General features: G+C 46.9%; 16 protein-coding genes. 10 read left to right on the top strand and 6 right to left on the bottom strand.

Translation table 11 applies throughout. The features are described 5' to 3' along the window. The first annotated feature begins 223 nt into the window (after nt 1-223). From VNK96_00440 to VNK96_00415, 6 genes are all read left to right on the top strand, one after another. Entirely contained in the window at nt 224-1351 is a 1128-nt protein-coding gene (locus tag VNK96_00440) for a vitamin K epoxide reductase family protein (protein HWP30186.1), read from the top strand. An 18-nt stretch (nt 1352-1369) separates the two neighbouring features. After that, nucleotides 1370-2494, top strand: a complete 1125-nt coding sequence (gene mnmA / locus VNK96_00435) for a tRNA 2-thiouridine(34) synthase MnmA (GenBank protein ID HWP30185.1) — start codon at nt 1370-1372, stop codon at nt 2492-2494. A gap of 8 nt (nt 2495-2502) precedes the next feature. Continuing rightward, nucleotides 2503-2889, top strand: a complete 387-nt coding sequence (locus VNK96_00430; GenBank protein HWP30184.1) for a hypothetical protein — start codon at nt 2503-2505, stop codon at nt 2887-2889. Between the two features lie 67 nt (nt 2890-2956). After that, the gene (locus tag VNK96_00425; protein HWP30183.1) at nt 2957-3406 is read left to right on the top strand and encodes a hypothetical protein; all 450 of its coding nucleotides are present in this window, start codon (nt 2957-2959) and stop codon (nt 3404-3406) included. A gap of 11 nt (nt 3407-3417) precedes the next feature. Continuing rightward, nucleotides 3418-3657 carry a YtxH domain-containing protein gene (locus VNK96_00420; GenBank protein HWP30182.1) on the top strand — a complete coding sequence of 80 codons (240 nt, stop codon included), beginning with the start codon at nt 3418-3420 and terminating at the stop codon, nt 3655-3657. A gap of 16 nt (nt 3658-3673) precedes the next feature. Beyond that, nucleotides 3674-5026 carry an AI-2E family transporter gene (locus VNK96_00415; GenBank protein HWP30181.1) on the top strand — a complete coding sequence of 451 codons (1353 nt, stop codon included), beginning with the start codon at nt 3674-3676 and terminating at the stop codon, nt 5024-5026. Between the two features lie 278 nt (nt 5027-5304). Here VNK96_00415 and VNK96_00410 read toward each other — a convergent pair whose 3' ends face one another. Continuing rightward, the gene (locus VNK96_00410; protein HWP30180.1) at nt 5305-5562 is read right to left on the bottom strand and encodes a response regulator transcription factor; all 258 of its coding nucleotides are present in this window, start codon (nt 5560-5562) and stop codon (nt 5305-5307) included. Nucleotides 5563-5810: 248 nt separating this feature from the next. Continuing rightward, on the bottom strand, nt 5811-6974 hold the full coding sequence (gene galK / locus VNK96_00405) for a galactokinase (protein ID HWP30179.1): 1164 nt from the start codon (nt 6972-6974) through the stop codon (nt 5811-5813). Nucleotides 6975-7295: 321 nt separating this feature from the next. Here galK and VNK96_00400 point away from each other — a divergent pair, with 321 nt between their 5' ends. Both VNK96_00400 and VNK96_00395 read left to right on the top strand, forming a co-directional pair. Further along, a complete protein-coding gene (locus VNK96_00400; GenBank protein HWP30178.1) occupies nt 7296-7628 on the top strand; it encodes a prepilin-type N-terminal cleavage/methylation domain-containing protein in 333 nt (110 codons plus the stop codon). Nucleotides 7629-7772: 144 nt separating this feature from the next. Beyond that, on the top strand, nt 7773-8708 hold the full coding sequence (locus VNK96_00395) for a hypothetical protein (protein HWP30177.1): 936 nt from the start codon (nt 7773-7775) through the stop codon (nt 8706-8708). Between the two features lie 548 nt (nt 8709-9256). Here VNK96_00395 and groL read toward each other — a convergent pair. The 3 genes from groL to VNK96_00380 form a co-directional block, all read right to left on the bottom strand. Then, complete coding sequence (gene groL, locus VNK96_00390) at nt 9257-10864, bottom strand: chaperonin GroEL (GenBank protein HWP30176.1); 1608 nt, start codon at nt 10862-10864, stop codon at nt 9257-9259. A gap of 2 nt (nt 10865-10866) precedes the next feature. Then, on the bottom strand, nt 10867-11199 hold the full coding sequence (groES, locus tag VNK96_00385; protein HWP30175.1) for a co-chaperone GroES: 333 nt from the start codon (nt 11197-11199) through the stop codon (nt 10867-10869). A 99-nt stretch (nt 11200-11298) separates the two neighbouring features. Then, complete coding sequence (locus VNK96_00380) at nt 11299-12312, bottom strand: glycine cleavage T C-terminal barrel domain-containing protein (GenBank protein HWP30174.1); 1014 nt, start codon at nt 12310-12312, stop codon at nt 11299-11301. A gap of 183 nt (nt 12313-12495) precedes the next feature. On the opposite strand from VNK96_00380, the gene VNK96_00375 reads away from it, so the two are divergent. Beyond that, complete coding sequence (locus VNK96_00375; protein ID HWP30173.1) at nt 12496-13167, top strand: hypothetical protein; 672 nt, start codon at nt 12496-12498, stop codon at nt 13165-13167. Continuing rightward, nucleotides 13168-15213: a glycosyltransferase family 39 protein gene (locus VNK96_00370; protein ID HWP30172.1), complete on the top strand. Its 2046-nt coding sequence runs from the start codon at nt 13168-13170 to the stop codon at nt 15211-15213. Nucleotides 15214-15267: 54 nt separating this feature from the next. On the opposite strand, the gene alr is transcribed toward VNK96_00370, so the two are convergent. Beyond that, nucleotides 15268-16371, bottom strand: coding sequence for an alanine racemase (gene alr / locus VNK96_00365; GenBank protein HWP30171.1), 1104 nt, complete (start codon nt 16369-16371; stop codon nt 15268-15270). Nucleotides 16372-16428: the final 57 nt, after the last annotated feature.

The following is a 16428-nucleotide window of genomic DNA, read 5'->3' as shown; positions in this document are numbered from 1 at the left end:
TTCCAAGTAGAACTCATTCGCTCAAAGGAAAGCAGGCCGTGCTCCAAGGAGTGGTGAAACCAATTTCTAGGGGAAATTCATCCGCCTTATGGGAAGAACTCCGTCGCTACATTTGGGGGAAGTCGCTACTTGGGGAAAATAGTATAATTATTTTTTCGAGGTGCAACCAAAGGCGTCTGCTTTTGTTTAAACATTCCATAGAAGCTAATCAAAGCGAAAGACCATGCTCACTCCAGAACTCCTAAATAGAATCGTGTTTTTCACTGCGTGCGTAGGGCTTTTCATCGCCTTAGTTTTGGGTATTGCGCATTTGACAGAAATCAGTCTCCCTTGCGGTCCATTCGGAAGCGATTGCGATGCTGTCGCCTTCGATGAGTGGAGCAAGTTCCTGGGCATACCTATAGCGTTTTTCGGAGCGGCTTTGTATCTCGTAACCGCAATCGGTGCGGGATTTCGTGCAGTTCGTGGAATTCCCGATACGTCGCGATTAGGATTTTTCTTATGGTTTTTCTTAGCCGCTGGATTTTTGATTAGCGCATTGCTTTTAGGGCACTCCGTTTTTAGACTCAAAGCGATGTGTGTTTGGTGTTTGGCGAGCGGTGTTGTGATGACCGTTGCTTTTTTATCGCAATCATTGGGGTTGTTTTTCGAGAAACTTGCAACTGGGAAACGCTCTTCTTTTGTTTCTTTCGGCATCGTTTTAGGGCTTGCTGTTTTCGGTTCACTGGGTTATGCGGTTGCGGAATATGGAATCGGGAAAAAACTTCCGAAGCCCGTCGAAGTGCAAATTCCGAAAGAAATTCCTCTTTTTCGAGAGCACACTCCGTTAGCAGGAAACCCGAATGCGCCGATAACAGTCGTAGAATTCACCGATTTGCACTGCCCCAGTTGTAGCGAATTATTTTTCTGGCTCGAAAACGAATTGCGAGGAAGGTTGAAAGACAAAGTCAAATTGTATTTTCGTCATTTTCCTCAATTGGAATTGCATCCTAATTCATTGCACGCAGCAGTGCTCGCAGAATGGGGAAGAAGCAAAGGAAGATTTTGGGAAACGATACGCGCGCTTCTCGAGCACCGCGAGGAAACAGAACCGAATGCAATGGTTAGCCTAATGGGAGGCGTAGGTCTCGATCCTCAGGAAGCCCAATCACTTTTCGATGAACCAGAAAAATTGGATAAGGTTTTGGAAAACATCCATACGGATATGGACGACGCTGCGAAGTTAGGAGTGATTGCGACCCCTTCGTGGTTCGTGATCTATCCCAACGGAAAAACTCTATTCGCAGTAGGCGGTGGGATACAAATATTGTTGTCGGATAAGGAAATAGAGAAACATTACGTCAATAAATAACATCTCACTTTAGGTGGCATGAAGAAGAAGCACCGAGTTTTGGTAGCGATGTCTGGGGGTGTGGACAGCAGTGTCACAGCCGCTCTATTGGTTCGTCGGGGCTACGATGTAGTCGGTGTAACGATGCAGATTTGGCAGGAAAGCCAGACAGACCCGAGACATTCCGGATGCTGCTCCCTCGGTGCTGTAGAGGATGCGAGACGTGTAGCAAGACATCTCGGCATTCCGTACTATGTCATCAACTTCCGCGAGGAATTCAAAGAATATGTAATTCAGCGTTTTTTGGATTCCTATGCCGCTGGATTGACACCGAATCCCTGCATCGAATGCAATCGTCATGTGAAGTTCGATTTGTTATTGCAAAAAGCAGAAGAAATCGGATGCGATAAATTGGCGACAGGGCACTATGCACGTGTTCGGTATTCCCATGCTAAGCAAAAGTGGAGTTTATTACGAGCGCGTGCGAAGGAAAAAGACCAGAGTTATGCGCTTTATATGCTCAGTCAGGAACAACTGAGCAAAGTAATTTTTCCTTTAGGCGAACTCCCGAGCAAAGCACATACGCGGAGTATTGCGCGCGAGTTGGGATTGCCTGTTGCGGATAAACCCGATTCGCAAGAGATTTGTTTCGTAAGTGAGGCAGGTGGTTATGCGAACTTCTTGAAAAATCGCAGACCCGATGCTTTCGTCGAAGGACCTATGATCACCTCGGATGGAAAAGTGGTAGGAACACATCGCGGATTGGGAAATTACACTATCGGTCAACGAAAGCGAATTGGATTGAATTTAAATGGCAAACCTTTGTATGTCTTGCGGATTCAACCGGAAACGAACAGCATCGTCGTGGGTTCCGAAGAAGAACTTTATTGTCAAGACGTGATTTTCGAAAATGTGGTTTCGCAAGAAAACCATGTGCCTGTTCGTGTGATGGGAAAGGTGCGTTACAATATGACTCCTATGCCTGCAATCCTTTATCCCGGAAATCCTATGCGGGCACGTTTTTTGACACCGATACGAGCAGTTACACCTGGTCAGACTGCTGTTTTCTATAAGGGAGAAAGAGTCGTTGCAGGAGGAACGATTTTGGGTTCGGAAATGACGGGTTCAGAAAGGATGGCTTCGGAAAAGGTGAATCTGTCGTAATAAAACGTATGCTGTTATTACAAATACTCGTAATTGCGGCAAGCGTAGGTCTCGCTTTTTATACTTTGTTTCTTGTTAAGGAAGGGATAAGAATCGGGAAAAGAATAGAAAGGGTATCCGAAGACATTCAGAGTTTGAAAACTATGTATGATAAGACTTTGGTCGAAGAATTACGAGGATTGTCGAGAGAACTCGAATCACTGAAAAGCAAAACGGAAGGAATTGTAACCGAGCTTAGCCCACCGAAACCTCGGGTGAAAAAAGAAGTCGAAATCCTCCTTCCTCCCTCGCTTTCTGAGCTCGTAGAAGGACCGTTGAAGGAATTGGCTGACACCGTTCCCCTTTTGAAAAGAATGTATTCTTTTCTCGTAGAAATGGTCTTTCCCAAGGCGTAAGGATAAATGCAGGTGAAGCGAAACGTTTCGAGTCTCTCGGTGGTAGTCTTGTCGTTAGGAGAATGAGATGGAAGCGACACTTTTGATTGCAGCTTTGATGCAGATCGCCCTTTTGGGAGCGCTACTTTATCTCCACCTTCAGTTGTTACAAAAGGTGGAGCGCAATGCAGATAAATTGGAGGAACTATTGAGTAACGCGACTCAGATGTTACGGGACGAAGTACGCCCCGCGCTTTCCGAAGCCCGTCAAGCGATTCGGAGTGTCGAAACCGCCGCAAAAGAGGCAAGCGAGACGTTAAAATCAGCGGAGCCTGTGATAAAAACGGTTTCTCAGGTTTTAGGGGTATTTCAAAAGCCTGCTTCGCCGGTGTGGCTGGATGCCATAAGGTTAGGCATTCGGGTAGCCTTGAGTCTGCGAGAAAAAGTCAAATCGAAACAAATGCAAGAGCCGCACCGGAATGACGAACCAATCGTAGAAATGAGTGAGGCAATAAAAAATCCGACAATTGAAAAATAAGGAGGAACAAAATGGCAGAAAACAATAGTGAAGAAAGAAGTGTAATGATTTACTTTCTTGCCGGTGTAGGAGTTGGCGCTTTGATAGGAGCAGCAGCCGGGATACTTCTCGCTCCGCGTGCTGGAGCAGAGACCCGCGAAGAACTCGCAAGAAAGTTCGACGAACTGAAAAATCGAGTGAGTGACTGGATGCGCGAACGCAAGGAAAGAAAGACTGCGGGAGTGCATAGCGCCGATGAGGCGGGAGCCTAATTAGGCTCCCCCTGTGATGGGGACTCGCGTCGTACTTTGGCTGGCGATTGTTATAATCGCCGCCGGCTTCTTGTATCTCGTTCGGAGCATCCTGCTTCCGTTCGTCATCGCTATATTTACTGCCTTATTGCTCGAGCCTTTAATTCGGCGTCTTAGAAGAAGGGGTTTCAGCAGAGCGGTAGCGGTTTGGACGGTTTTTCTCGGATTCTTTATTCTCGTAAGCACGATTGCCATTGCACTGACTCCGCTCATTCAACGGCAAGTGTCTGGAATTCAGGAAACGACGACGAAGTTCATTAACGACACTCTTTTTCCACCAACGAAAACAGAGCAGTTTCTCGCCGATAACGCCGTCAAGAAAAAACTGGCGGATTATGGAATTCCACAGGATGTTCAGAACTTCAGAAAATGGCTCGAATCTCCGGAACAGAGTGCAGAGCATGAGGCTTTCTTCCGAGATTTTTCGAGCGAGTTGATTGCTTTCGGTTTACCGACCAGCAAGGATAGATTACTGCTCGAAATTAGAAACTCTTCGAAACAAGGTTTAATTGACCGCTTTATCGAAAAATGGAAGCCGACTTTAGCGCGATTAGGATTGCCGACGACTCGAGAGGGAATCGAGCAAACATTCCAAATCGAAAGGCAAGTAAAGCAATGGGCGCAAGCGGCGTTAGGGGGGGCAGTAACGATTTTTCAATACTTGGTTTCCTCGGCGATTCTGCTCATTTTCACGCCGATTATCACGTTACTGTTCCTTTTCGAGTACGACACATACAAACGCCGTTTCGTAACCTGGATACCTCCCGCGATTCGACCCGCTGCGATGGATTTGCTCGGAGATATCGGAGAGGTGCTCGGAGGATACTTGCGTGGCTTGACGGTGAGCGTTGCATTATACATGACGATAATGGCAGTGGTGCTGACCGTGCTCGGCGTGCCCTTTTCGTTATTTTTAGCGATAGTGTGCGGTATTTTCTATTTGATTCCTTATTTGGGGGGGCTTATTTCTGCGATTCTTATCGCTTTTTCGATATTCGCGCAAGGAGCGAAAGGTCCTTTTTGGTACACTTTTTCCGATCAAGGAACGTATATCGCTGTCGTTTTAATCGTATTCTTCGTTGCGCATATTTTGCATGACCAGTTGTTTCATCCTCAATTTGTCGGAAGGTCGGTCGGTCTTAATCCAGTGGTGAGCTTCTTCGTCGTTTTCTCGGGCGCTGCGTTGTTCGGCTTGGCAGGAATGATATTGGCATTTCCTATCGCAGGAACGATTAAAGTAATTTTAGACCGTTTGATTCGATACACGACGACTGCTGTTCATGCGGGTGAACTGGAGTTACCGCGAATCCCATCGAGACACCAAACATAGGGATTTGATTTATTTTATGAGCATCTTTCGCATGATGACGGGGCAATTGCTCATTCTAAAAACCGAGCACTTCAAACCTTGAGAGAGAAGGAGTTTTTCTTTTTGAATCCCATTCGAAATAAAAGAGCCTCAACTGCAGGAGCAGTTGAGGCATCAAAAAGCTTCCCCCTGTTAGCGCAAGATTTTCGCGACACCAAGTAAGGTTTTCTTTGCTACATAAAAATAACAAAAACGCGGTGGTATTCCACCGCGTTTTGCAGACAGAAGCCTCTAAAAACTTATCGGTTATGATTGAACGAAGGTTCGAATGGAATCAATCCCATTCTCGTAGCGACTCGAAACGCTTGGACTCGATTGTTCACTTGAAGTTTGCCGTAAATATTCGCTAAGTGAAAGTCTACGGTGCGCTTCGAAACGAACAATTGTTCCGCAGCTTCTTTGCTACTATAACCTTGTGCAATGAGGCTTAATACTTCGATTTCTCGCTTCGTAAGCCGCACAGGTCGTTGCTCCTGTTCTGAACGTGTTGTTGACATAGCCATCTTATCCCCCCGCTCCTAAGTCGAAAACTGCCGCTTGGTAAAAACATTCCATGTTTTTTTGCTCCTTACTTTAAGTTTCGCAACTTAATGGTTAATATTTAGGGATAAATACGAGGATGTGCCTTGAGCATCTCCTTCTATTTTCCCGACCTTTTCGCAAATATTGCCAATTCCAATTTTCGGTATCGGCAATCGCGTCCGTTACTAAATTTGACGCTAATCCCTTATCGAAGTTCCGTTTTTTATTCTTCTTTATCGCAAACTTCACAAATCACTCCATCGTCTGCTTCCACTGAGTAAATTTTGGGCTCTTGAAAACCGTATGACATGTAACGGTCATAAACATATTGCTCGAACTTTCGCAAAGAGTCCGTGAAGACTAAACCCACACAACTCCCTCCGAAACCTGCCCCCGTGAGCCTTGCTGCAACGCAACCGGGGGCTTCCCAGGCCGCTTGAGCCATCGCATCCAACTCGGGGCAACTTACTTCGTAATCTTCTTTCAGGCTTATGTGCGACTCTTTTGCTAAGTTATTCAGAGCGCGGAAATCTTTGGATTCTAATGCTTTTACGAAAGCGAGTACTCGTTCGTTTTCACGAATTACGTGCCTCGCTCGTTTGAAGGCGATTTCATCTAAGCCATGTTGTTTGGCTGCTTCGAGTAATTCGAGCGTTGCATCTCTCAGGGAACGGATTTCTGGATTTTCCTTTCGGAGGGCTTCTACTGCTCGCTTGCACTCTGCTACACGTTGATTGTAAGCGGAGGATGCTAATTGCCTCGGCTTGCGAGTGTCCATAATGCTGATAGATATTTCGGGGGGGAGGGAATGATATGAGAAATCGAGAGAACGCGTATCTATGAGAAGGGCGTGTCTTTTTCGTCCTAATGAGCAAACGAGTTGGTCCATCATCCCACAATTCACTCCTACGAATTTCGTTTCTGCGAGCCATGCGATGCGCGCGAGTTCTTCGAGGTCGATTTCTTTGCGAATATGCTTGAGCCATGAAAAAAGCGAGGCTGTTTCTAATGCAGCACTGCTGCTCAATCCTGCGCCTCGAGGTATTTCTGAAACTATCGCCGCTTCGATATTAGGAATCGAAATGTTCCATTCCCTTTGCAATGCTTGCGCGCATGCCCACGGGTATTTCGCCCATCCCTTCGGAGGCTTTTCATCTCGAGTATCGAAGTTGACAATTTCCTCGAACTCTTGGGAAACGATTGCAGAACAATTTGGGGAAACTCTCGATGCGATAGTAAGCCTTAGCGATACAGCCGCTGGGAATACATAACCTTCGTTGTAATCTGTGTGTTCTCCGATGAGGTTCACTCGCCCGGGCGAGGAGACGATGAGTGTAGGAGAACCTAAAAAGTATTTATAGAAGAAATCAGCAACCTTTTTCTTCACCGGTAAGTCAGGATACCCAGGGTGTTTTTCGTGTGTTTCGAAAAACGTTGTGAGTCGCGACGTTTTTAATATTCTTGTAATATTTCGCAAGTAGGAGCGCCGTAAGGCGCGACAAACAACCCCTTCCGTAAGGTTCCTCCTGCTGTGCAAGGGGAACCGATTTGTTCTTGACACATTAACCCGCCCTTTGGAGATAGGAAAACCAGTAATGATTGCGGGTATGTCGAGGAAACACGATGGAAAAGAATATTCGTGGCGGGGTTCGAGTCCTAATAGCCGCCTGGACTCGGCTCCGCATTCACTAGGATGGTGAGAATAAAAATGCGGAAGCGAGGATTTACGCTGGTCGAAGTGATGATTATCGTTCTGATAATCAGCGTTTTGCTTAGCATCGCTATTCCGCAATTTATGACAGCGCGCGCGAAGGCTTCCAAACGCGCATGCCAGGGAAATATGCGTTTGTACGACACTGCGAAAGCACAGGCGGCAATAGATAAAAATTTGCCACCGGATTATGTAATCGTAGATTCCGATATAGACCCTTATTTGCGGGAGTTTCCTGTGTGCCCCGCAGGCGGAACTTACGATTACGGAACCGTCTCCGACCCGACACGCTGTAGTTTAGCGGAGCACCCCCCCATAGAAGAAGAGTAGAAAAGGCAATTCTTCCCTAGATTTCCTTTTTGTTTCTCTGTCGCTCCTTTGTTTTAGGCAGTAAACCTCCAACTCTCTCTATCTTCGTTATAATCTCCTTTTCTAGTGGGTGCACCCACCCACATTGACTGAGGAGACAATCAAATGACATTGGACAAAAAAGTAGAGATGTTGGAAGCACGAATAGAGGCACTGGAGGACCAGCTCAGAAAAGCGGAGACCATTCGGGCGGAAAAGTTCGAGTTGGTCAAAAACGGCAAAGTGTCCATGGTGCTTCAGGCCGGGCCTTATGGAGGAGTGCTGGCTATCTACAACAAGGAAGGTAAGCAAGTCGCGCTACTTAGCGCTGCCTCAGAAGGCGGCTTGCTGGGTCTGTATAACAAAGATGAGAAAAAGGTAGCGGTATTTGGTGCTGGCTCTAATGGCTGCTTATTATTCATATCCAATAATGATGAGAAACCGGTCATGGGGCTCTATGCTGCCTCTGATGGAGGCTTGCTTGAGATTTACAATAAGGATGGGAAAAAGGTATCTAGGCTTAGCAATGACTCCTATGGCGGCTTGTTTGTAATATTCAACAAAGATGAGAAACTGGTCGCTACTCTTTGTACAGACGCAGATGGTGGCTTGCTAGGCATACGTAATAAGGATGGAAAAACGGCCGCAGGGCTTGGCGCTGTATCTGAAGGTGGCGTGCTGGACATCTACAACAAGGATGAAAAACGAGTCGTTGCGCTTGGCGCTATACCTGAAGGTGGCGTGCTGGACATCTACAACAAGGATGAAAAACGAGTCGTTGCGCTTGGCGCTGACCTTGATGGCGGTGAGCTGGACATCTACAACAAGGATGAAAAACAAGTCGTTGCGCTTGACGCTGATCCTGTTGGCTACGGCGGCCTGAGCATCTTCAACAAGTATGCGAAACTCGCCACGTGGCTTGGCGCTCTCCCTGATGGCGGCAATCTGAGCATATACAACAAGGATGGGAACCCGGTCGCGGGGCTTGGCGCGGAGCCGGATGGCGGGCTGTTAATACTATGGACCCCTGATGGTAGCGTGCGGTCCAAGGCGCCGGAGTAGTAGTACGGGGGAAGGTGTTCATGGCGCGCTCCTACCACCCCCTTGAATTCTCTCATCGCCTCCAAGGAAAGCGGTTCATGCGCTCGGAAAGAGTGACAGGTAATACCTGTCGCTTGTACCGTTTCACACAACCGTGATTGGAATCCCTTGTACTTCCTATGGAATGATGAAAAACTTTGCTCACCCAGCAAGGGAAAAAAATAACGGTTCCTTGCGTAAGTGGGGGGGCCTTACGGGATAAAAGAACGTTCCCAAACAGAGTTTGGGAACGAGAAGAAACTCTTAGTGACTGAGAAGTGAAAGTTTTCACCCCCTCCCTAAAGGTTCCCCCCTCATCGCTTCGCTCGAAGCGGAACCGGATTGTATTTAAAAACCTTTTGATAATTCCGCTTTCGCTAAAAATATTCAAATACAAAATCTATACCCCTTGCGTTTTTTTCTGCTTTCGCTAGATGATATTCAAAAACAAATCGGTTCCCCCTCTTCGCTCGAAGGGGAACCGGATTTATTTAGATTATTTTCAAGGACTATATCCTTGAATGCTCCGATTAGTAGGGTGGCGGAGTATGGGGCTTTTCTTCTTTTTCAGGGATTTCGGCGACGATTGCCTCTGCGGTGATAATCATGCCTGCAATCGAGGCGGCGTTTTCTAAGCATAGTCGAACGACTTTTGTGGGGTCTACGACTCCTGCTTCCATAAGGTCGCAGAATTGCATTTTCATTGCGTCGAAGCCGAATGCACCCTCTTTCTCTTTCACTTTCTCGACGGTGGTTTCTCCGTCACGTCCGGAGTTTTCCGCAATGAGACGAAGAGGAGCTGAACATGCGTTTCTGACGAGGTTCATTCCGAATGCTTCGTCGCTTTCTAGTTTTATGTTTTCGATTGCACGAGCAGCGCGAAGGAGTGCAACGCCCCCACCAGGAACGATTCCTTCTTCCAAAGCGGCGCGCGTTGCATGAAGAGCATCATTGAAACGCTCTTTGCGCTCTTTCATTTCCGTTTCCGTTGATGCGCCGACTTTGATGACGCATACACCACCGGTTAATTTCGCTAAACGCTCAGAGAGTTTTTCTTTATCGTAATTGCTCTCTGTCGTTTCGATTTGTTTTTTGATTTGCGCTATTCTCGCCTGAATTTCTTCTTTTTTCCCTTTTCCACCGATGATGGTGGTGTGGTCTTTCGTCATGATGATTTTGTCGCAAGAACCGAGCATGTCGGTGGTTACGTTTTCCAGTTTTATTCCGAGTTCTTCAGAAATGAGTTTTCCGCCGGTGAGGATTGCCATGTCTTCGAGCATGGCTTTTCTTCTTTCTCCGTAACCCGGCGCTTTTGCTGCTGCGCATCGAAGACCGCCGCGGATTCTATTTAGCACCATAAGAGCGAGCGCTTCGCTTTCTACGTCCTCCGCAATCACGATGATAGGGCGACCCGTTTGTGCCGCTCTTTCCAGAAAGGGCAGGAAGTCGATCACATTGCTGATTTTCTTTTCATAAAAGAGAATAAGCGGATCTTCATAAACGACTTCCATTTGCTCCGGATTGGTGACGAAATACGGACTGATATAACCTTTGTCGAATCTTAAACCCTGCACTTCTTCGACGACGGTTTCTCTTCCTTTGCCCTCTTCGACAGTGATTACACCGTCGAGACCGATACGGAAGACGACATCTCCGACGATTTCTCCGATTTCGGTGCTGTTCGAAGAAACTGAGGCAACATGGATTGCATCTTCACGGCTTTGGATGGGGCGGCTCATCTTTTTGAGTTCTTCGACAATCGCATCAACGGCTTTGTCTATTCCCGATTTGATTGCCATCGGATTCGCGCCCGCAAGCACTGACCTGATTCCTTCATGGAGCATTTCTTGTGCGAGAACTGTCGCGGTTGTCGTTCCATCACCTACGAGGTCGTTCGTTTTATTGCTGACTTCCCGAACGAGCGCCGCTCCCGCGTTTTCGAAGCGGTTGTCGAATTCGATTTCTTTTGCGATGGTAACTCCATCGTCCACAACCAAAGGACCACCGTATTTCCTTTCTAACCCGACACAGCGACCTCTGGGACCTAAAGTAACACGAACTGCGTTCGCTAATTTGTCGACACCCGACTGCAAGGCAAGTCGTGCATCCGTGCCGAATTTGAGTTCTTTCGCTGCCATAGTTATTTCGCCTCCGCTGTAACCTTTTCGGATTTTTTCTTTTTGGCACCCTCGTCTATCGCCAAAATATCATCTTGTCTAAGAATCACATATTCTTCGCCATCTATTTTTACTTCGGTGCCCGCGTATTTTCCGTACAAAACGACGTCACCTTCTTTTACATCCATGGGGAGGATTTTTCCGTTGTCTAATAATTTCCCCGGTCCTACCGCAACAACCGTTCCCCTAAGCGGTCTTTCTTGCGCAGTATCGGGAAGGATGAGTCTGGATGGGGTTTTCGTCTCTTTCTCTTCGGGCTTCACGATAACTCTGTCATACAAAGGTTGAAGTTTCATTGATACACCTCCAAAGAGTTTGTTCGATAAGAATTAGCACTCGAAGGGTTAGAGTGCTAACCGCATTATACTCGTTTTCGTCAAGATGCATGTTTTCCATCAGAATTGAATTTTTCTAAGCGGCATGTTTTGTACAGTCGCTTCGACGTCGCCGCCAGGGGCATGAATGATCACGAGTTCGTTGGGCTTTGCAAAAGGTTGCCGCAAGTAGGCAGCTCCTATTGGCCCGAGTTCCGGGGAGACCACACTACTCGTTACCTTTCCAATTTGTTTTTGTTCTGAGTGAGAAACAGAGGAGCCCGGAGGAAACGCGATTTGGGCGATGAGCCCCATCCAGGTGCGGTTCGTGTGTCCTCGTGCATAAATTCTCATTACGACTTCCTGCCCTATGTAACATCCTTTCGTAAAGGACACGTGCGATGACAGAAAGTGAGGACCTAATTCTGCAGGAAGGGTTTTTTCGTCGTAATCTATCCCGTATAAAGGAAATCCGCTCTCGAGTCGCGCGATATTCCAGGCATCTTCTCCGATAGGAGGGATGTCCTCGAGAAGCTTCCTCACTTCCTCGGTGTCTCGATGATCGAAGAGCAAATCCCAGCCTCCTGAACCCGTTCGGTCACTGCGGAGAACGATGAGATTTTTCCCTTCGAATTCGACCGAACTCGCATCAGAATGGGGAAGTGAGATTCTTTCTTCGAGCACTCTTGCACTCGTGGGTCCTTGTACGCTGAAAAGAGAATATTGGCTCGTGAGGTCGTTTATTTTTACGTCCTCTAAAATAATCATCCGATTGAGTCTATCGAGGATTTTTTCATGCGCTTCTTCGGGAAAGAGGAGTATCGTGGAGTCGGATAACTCCCAGAGAGCGACTTCAGAAAGGATTTGACCTGTGGGTGTGAGAATGCAGGCTCGAAGAGAACGCCCGGGAGTAAGCTCCTGCACATCGTTCGTGATTTGTCCTTGGAGCCAGTCCTTTCTATCGCCACCTGTAATTTGCAATTTCGAAAGATGCGATAAGTCCATCCACCCACAAGAGTTTCGGATGAGATGGTATTCCTCTTCTACCGAGGCATAATACGGCGTAAGCCTTTTCGAGATGTGCGATTCGTGCATGAATTACGCTTCCAAGTGTTTATGAATACGAATTATGGGGATAAAACCGTTCGAAAAAGAACGTTTTTTGTTTTTTTATCCTTTTTTTGTCTCGTGTGTTGTTCATGTAACGTAAGATCATTCGAGAAAGGAGCAGCATCGGACATTGCATCGAAACTCGAAGGGGAGAATAAGAAGGTCGAGGTGAAAGTGAAATCGGATGGGCTTCTGGGGGCATTAGAGGGGAGATTTTCGGAAGTTTCGATAACAGCAAGAGATTTTTCGGTAAATGGTTTGCCTCTTTTTTCCGAGCCGGAGCGCTCGAAATACGGACGAATCAAAAGTTTGAAACTCCGTTTGTTCGATTTTTCCTTGCGAGGACTTCGTATCGAAGAACTCAAGGCGGATTTGCGCGATTGCCGCTTCGATTTCGCTTTGGCTCTCGATGAAAGAAAAGTGAGACTGAGCCGCTCGGGCAGTGGAGAAGGGTATGTTCGTGTAAACGAGAAAGCATTAGAAGATTTTATTCTCCGAAAATATCATGAAATCAAAAGAATTCGAGTAGAGTTGAAAAAATATAAAGTCTACGTAGAAGGATATGGCGAGTTTCCTTTTTTCAAGACGGAGTTTTATGTCATTGCTGATTTAGTTCCGAAAAACGATTTCGAAATCCATTTGGAGAACGCTTTCGTTTTTTTGGGAAGAAGCATAGACGAGACTATGAAACGCGCGCTACTCGATTTCATCAATCCCGTTATTCATGAAAACGAAGATTTGGCATTATACGGAGCGTTGAAAATGAAGCGAGTCGAAATCGGGGAAGGAGTATTGGAACTTTTCGGTGAGGCGAGAATTCCAGAAAGACCGAATCTATAAATGTTCATTTTAAAAGATGTGGCAGAAGTTTCACCCTATATAGGGTTTTTAATAGTCCTATTTTTGTGTTTTCTTTCCGTGTCAATCGGATTGCTCGTTATTTCGAGATGGGTTTCCGATTTGCCGGTCGAAGCGAGGTGGGGATTAGGTGGGGCAGTCGGATTAGGGGTGATCAGCATTGCAACTTTTTTCGTAGGTTTGTTGGGATGGTTCCATTACGGGGTGTTTTTCGTGGGATTATGGGTGCTTGTCGGGGTGTGGTCATTTTATCGAACGCGGGCGTTCATTCTCGAAAAGATAAAAACTACGCCGATTGTGCGCATTCTTTGGATGTTCATTTTGCTTTTGTTTCTCTTGAGGCTTCCATCCGTACTCACCCCGAGTGTCGGTGCTGATTGGGATTCGGTGAGTCATCAATTGGCAATGAGCAAGATATGGCTGAGGGAGGGCAAACTCGACTACATTTTTTTCATGCATCAAAGCAACATAGCCCCTGGGATAAACATGCTTTATCTCTGGGGTTTGGCATTGGGGGGGCAATCGGGAGCGAAAACTTTCGCATTCTGTTTTGCGCTTTTCGCAGTGTTATGCGTTGCTGGAATCACGGCGAAACGATACGATAGAAATATAGGTTATTGCGCCGCTCTCGCGTTTTTGAGTGCACCGGTTGCTCTTTGGGAGATCGGCACTGCATACGTAGACGTCGCTCACGGACTTTTCACCGGCTCTGCGATTCTGTTCAGCGCGTTTTATCTTCGGGAAAGAGAAAGGAAATGGCTTTGGTTATCGGGAATCTGCTTAGGCTTCGGATTGGGAACGAAATACACAGGGTTTCAAGTCGCGGCAGGAATCGTTCTAACGATGCTGCTTTTCGGGTTTTACGATGGATGGAAAGAAGGTGAACGGAAATTTGTACGGGTTTTATCCCCCCCTTTATGGCTATTAGTCGTAGCTATTGCGATTGCCTCTCCATGGTATGTGCGAAATATCGTAAACACGGGCAATCCCATTTATCCTTTTTTCTATGAGGTTTTCGATGGCAAAAATTGGAATGCGCAGGCAGCCGAAGCGTATCGAGTAGAGCAGCAGCGATTCGGCATAGGACAAACGGAAACGGGTAAGAGTTGGAAAGCGTTTCCGGGTTCGATAACCGCACTATCGCTCATGCCCCATCTTCACATCAATGGGGGGGTTCCTTGGGGTGCAATGGGAATCGTTTTCGTAGTTTCTCTCGTCGTTTGGTTTTTCTCGGGGAAAATGGGTCGAGAAGAAGCGGCGATTATGACGATGATATTTATTACGCTCTTTACATGGTTTTATCTTACACAGCAATCGCGTTACTTAATCGGACTGCTCATTCCTTCTTCATTTTTGATAGGGGGGGCGGCCGCTAGGCTTTCTTTTCGATACATTGCAGTCGGTATTATCGCCTTGCAAGTTTTATGGTCCTTATTTTTGTTCGCTTTCGGTAGCGATTTGCCGTTGCAATTGAAAAACCTGCTCTCGGGAAAGACGGAAAAAGAGATGCTCACAGAGATGGTTTCCGTAGATGGGCATCGCGTGCGTCGTTTTCCCTTCGGAGAGCCTACGGAATACATCAACGCGCTTCAGAGAAAAGAGCCAGAGAAGAAAATAAGTGTCGCATTATATGACGAAGTGCGTGGATTTTATTTGGATGTAGATTATTTTTGGGCGAACCCCGGCCATCACACCTATATCCCTTACGATAGGATTCGTTCTCCGGAAGAGTTAGTCGAAGCACTGAAAAAGTTAGGTGCGACTCATGTCTATATGAATTTAGATCCAGCGATAATTGGGGGGGAAGAGTATAGGAAATTGAGGCAGGGGTTATACGATATTCTATATGAAGAGGATGCGATTTTGAGTTTAGACCGCTCTCCTGAGAGTTTGTCCGATTACCGATGGCTTATTTTGCTTGCTTACGCCGATGCTTGGTTAGAGTTGGAAAAGATTTTCATGGCTCCTGGTGCGAAAGAGGGCGACTTCATTCCGGAGTCCGTATTGTTTCGGATTGCTTCTCGGTAAGGAGAAGTGCTTTTTGCTACCATTTCGGCAAACCGAAAAGTTTTTTTTAAAAATTTACGAAATGTAATAGCGTGGCACGCGGGACATAATGCGCGTAGTGATTTCGTGCGGAGTCGTGCCGACTATTTTCGCTAGTTCCACTGCGTTCAATTCAGGACCCAAGAGAATTGCCTCGTCACCCACCTTCGCTTCAGGCACATGCGTCGTTTCGACCATGATTTGATCCATACAAACGAGACCGCGAATCGGGCATGGCTTTCCGTGGAGCATGACGAACCCTTTGTTGCTGAGCGCACGGTGGTAGCCGTCACCGTAGCCTACTCCGAGAGTAGCGATTCGCGCCTTTGATGATGTGCGATACGTGCAGTTGTAACCGATAAACGAACCTGCTTCCAATTCGCGCATCGCCATAATGCGCGCCTTCCAACGCAGAACAGGTCGGATTTCAAAACCTGGGTCTCCAACGTGCGTAATTCCATAAGCGAGTATGCCGATTCGCACCATGTTGTAATTCATTGCTTCCGGGAAGTTGACCAATGCAGCGCTATTCCCGATATGGATGATTTCCGGATGGATGTTTCGTTCTTTTATTTCACAAAGCGCTTTTTGAAAGCGCTCATACTGCCATTGCGTATATTCATTCGAGAACGCCGCGTTTGCAAAATGACTCGCTATGCCTTCTAATCGCACGTTGGGCATGGCAATGATGCTTTCAGCGAATTTCACTGCTTCCTCGGGTTGCACACCGAAACGCGCCATTCCTGTATCGATTTTCAGATGGATTTTAGCGATTCGCCCTTGTTGAGTTGCAGCGTGAGAAATAGCCTCTGCAGTTTGTAAGGATTCGACGAGACTGCTCAGTTCATAAAAAACAACCTGTTGCGCTTCAATCGGAAGAGCAGGCGCAAGAACGAGTATCGGGGCTTCGATTCCTGCTTCACGAAGAGCAATGCCCTCTTGCACGGTTGCAACCGCAATCCAATCTGCGCCGAAATTCGATGCCGCTCGTGCGATGGGAATAAGACCATGCCCATAAGCATCTGCTTTTACGACGAGAGCCAGCAGAGTGCGAGGGGGAAGTTTAGAGCGGATTTGTCGCAGATTCCAACGGAGAGCATCTAAAGAAATTTCTGCCCAGGTGCGGGGGAACAGCTGCACGGATTTTGATTTTACGCTAATTTCGATAGAACAGTATATGTCGCGCCTTACGGCGCT

Source organism: Fimbriimonadales bacterium (genome assembly GCA_035559795.1).
In the GTDB taxonomy this organism is placed as follows: domain Bacteria; phylum Armatimonadota; class Fimbriimonadia; order Fimbriimonadales; family ATM1; genus DATMAR01.
Note: the sequence above shows the minus strand (reverse complement) of the source record. Positions and strands in the feature narration are given on the sequence as shown.

Coding starts and splice junctions, on each gene's coding strand:
- VNK96_00440 (HWP30186.1), top strand. CDS start 224: ATGCTCACTCCAGAACTCCTAAATAGAATCGTGTTTTTCACTGCGTGC.
- mnmA (HWP30185.1), top strand. CDS start 1,370: ATGAAGAAGAAGCACCGAGTTTTGGTAGCGATGTCTGGGGGTGTGGAC.
- VNK96_00430 (HWP30184.1), top strand. CDS start 2,503: ATGCTGTTATTACAAATACTCGTAATTGCGGCAAGCGTAGGTCTCGCT.
- VNK96_00425 (HWP30183.1), top strand. CDS start 2,957: ATGGAAGCGACACTTTTGATTGCAGCTTTGATGCAGATCGCCCTTTTG.
- VNK96_00420 (HWP30182.1), top strand. CDS start 3,418: ATGGCAGAAAACAATAGTGAAGAAAGAAGTGTAATGATTTACTTTCTT.
- VNK96_00415 (HWP30181.1), top strand. CDS start 3,674: ATGGGGACTCGCGTCGTACTTTGGCTGGCGATTGTTATAATCGCCGCC.
- VNK96_00410 (HWP30180.1), bottom strand. CDS start 5,562: ATGTCAACAACACGTTCAGAACAGGAGCAACGACCTGTGCGGCTTACG.
- VNK96_00400 (HWP30178.1), top strand. CDS start 7,296: ATGCGGAAGCGAGGATTTACGCTGGTCGAAGTGATGATTATCGTTCTG.
- VNK96_00395 (HWP30177.1), top strand. CDS start 7,773: ATGACATTGGACAAAAAAGTAGAGATGTTGGAAGCACGAATAGAGGCA.
- groL (HWP30176.1), bottom strand. CDS start 10,864: ATGGCAGCGAAAGAACTCAAATTCGGCACGGATGCACGACTTGCCTTG.
- groES (HWP30175.1), bottom strand. CDS start 11,199: ATGAAACTTCAACCTTTGTATGACAGAGTTATCGTGAAGCCCGAAGAG.
- VNK96_00380 (HWP30174.1), bottom strand. CDS start 12,312: ATGCACGAATCGCACATCTCGAAAAGGCTTACGCCGTATTATGCCTCG.
- VNK96_00370 (HWP30172.1), top strand. CDS start 13,168: ATGTTCATTTTAAAAGATGTGGCAGAAGTTTCACCCTATATAGGGTTT.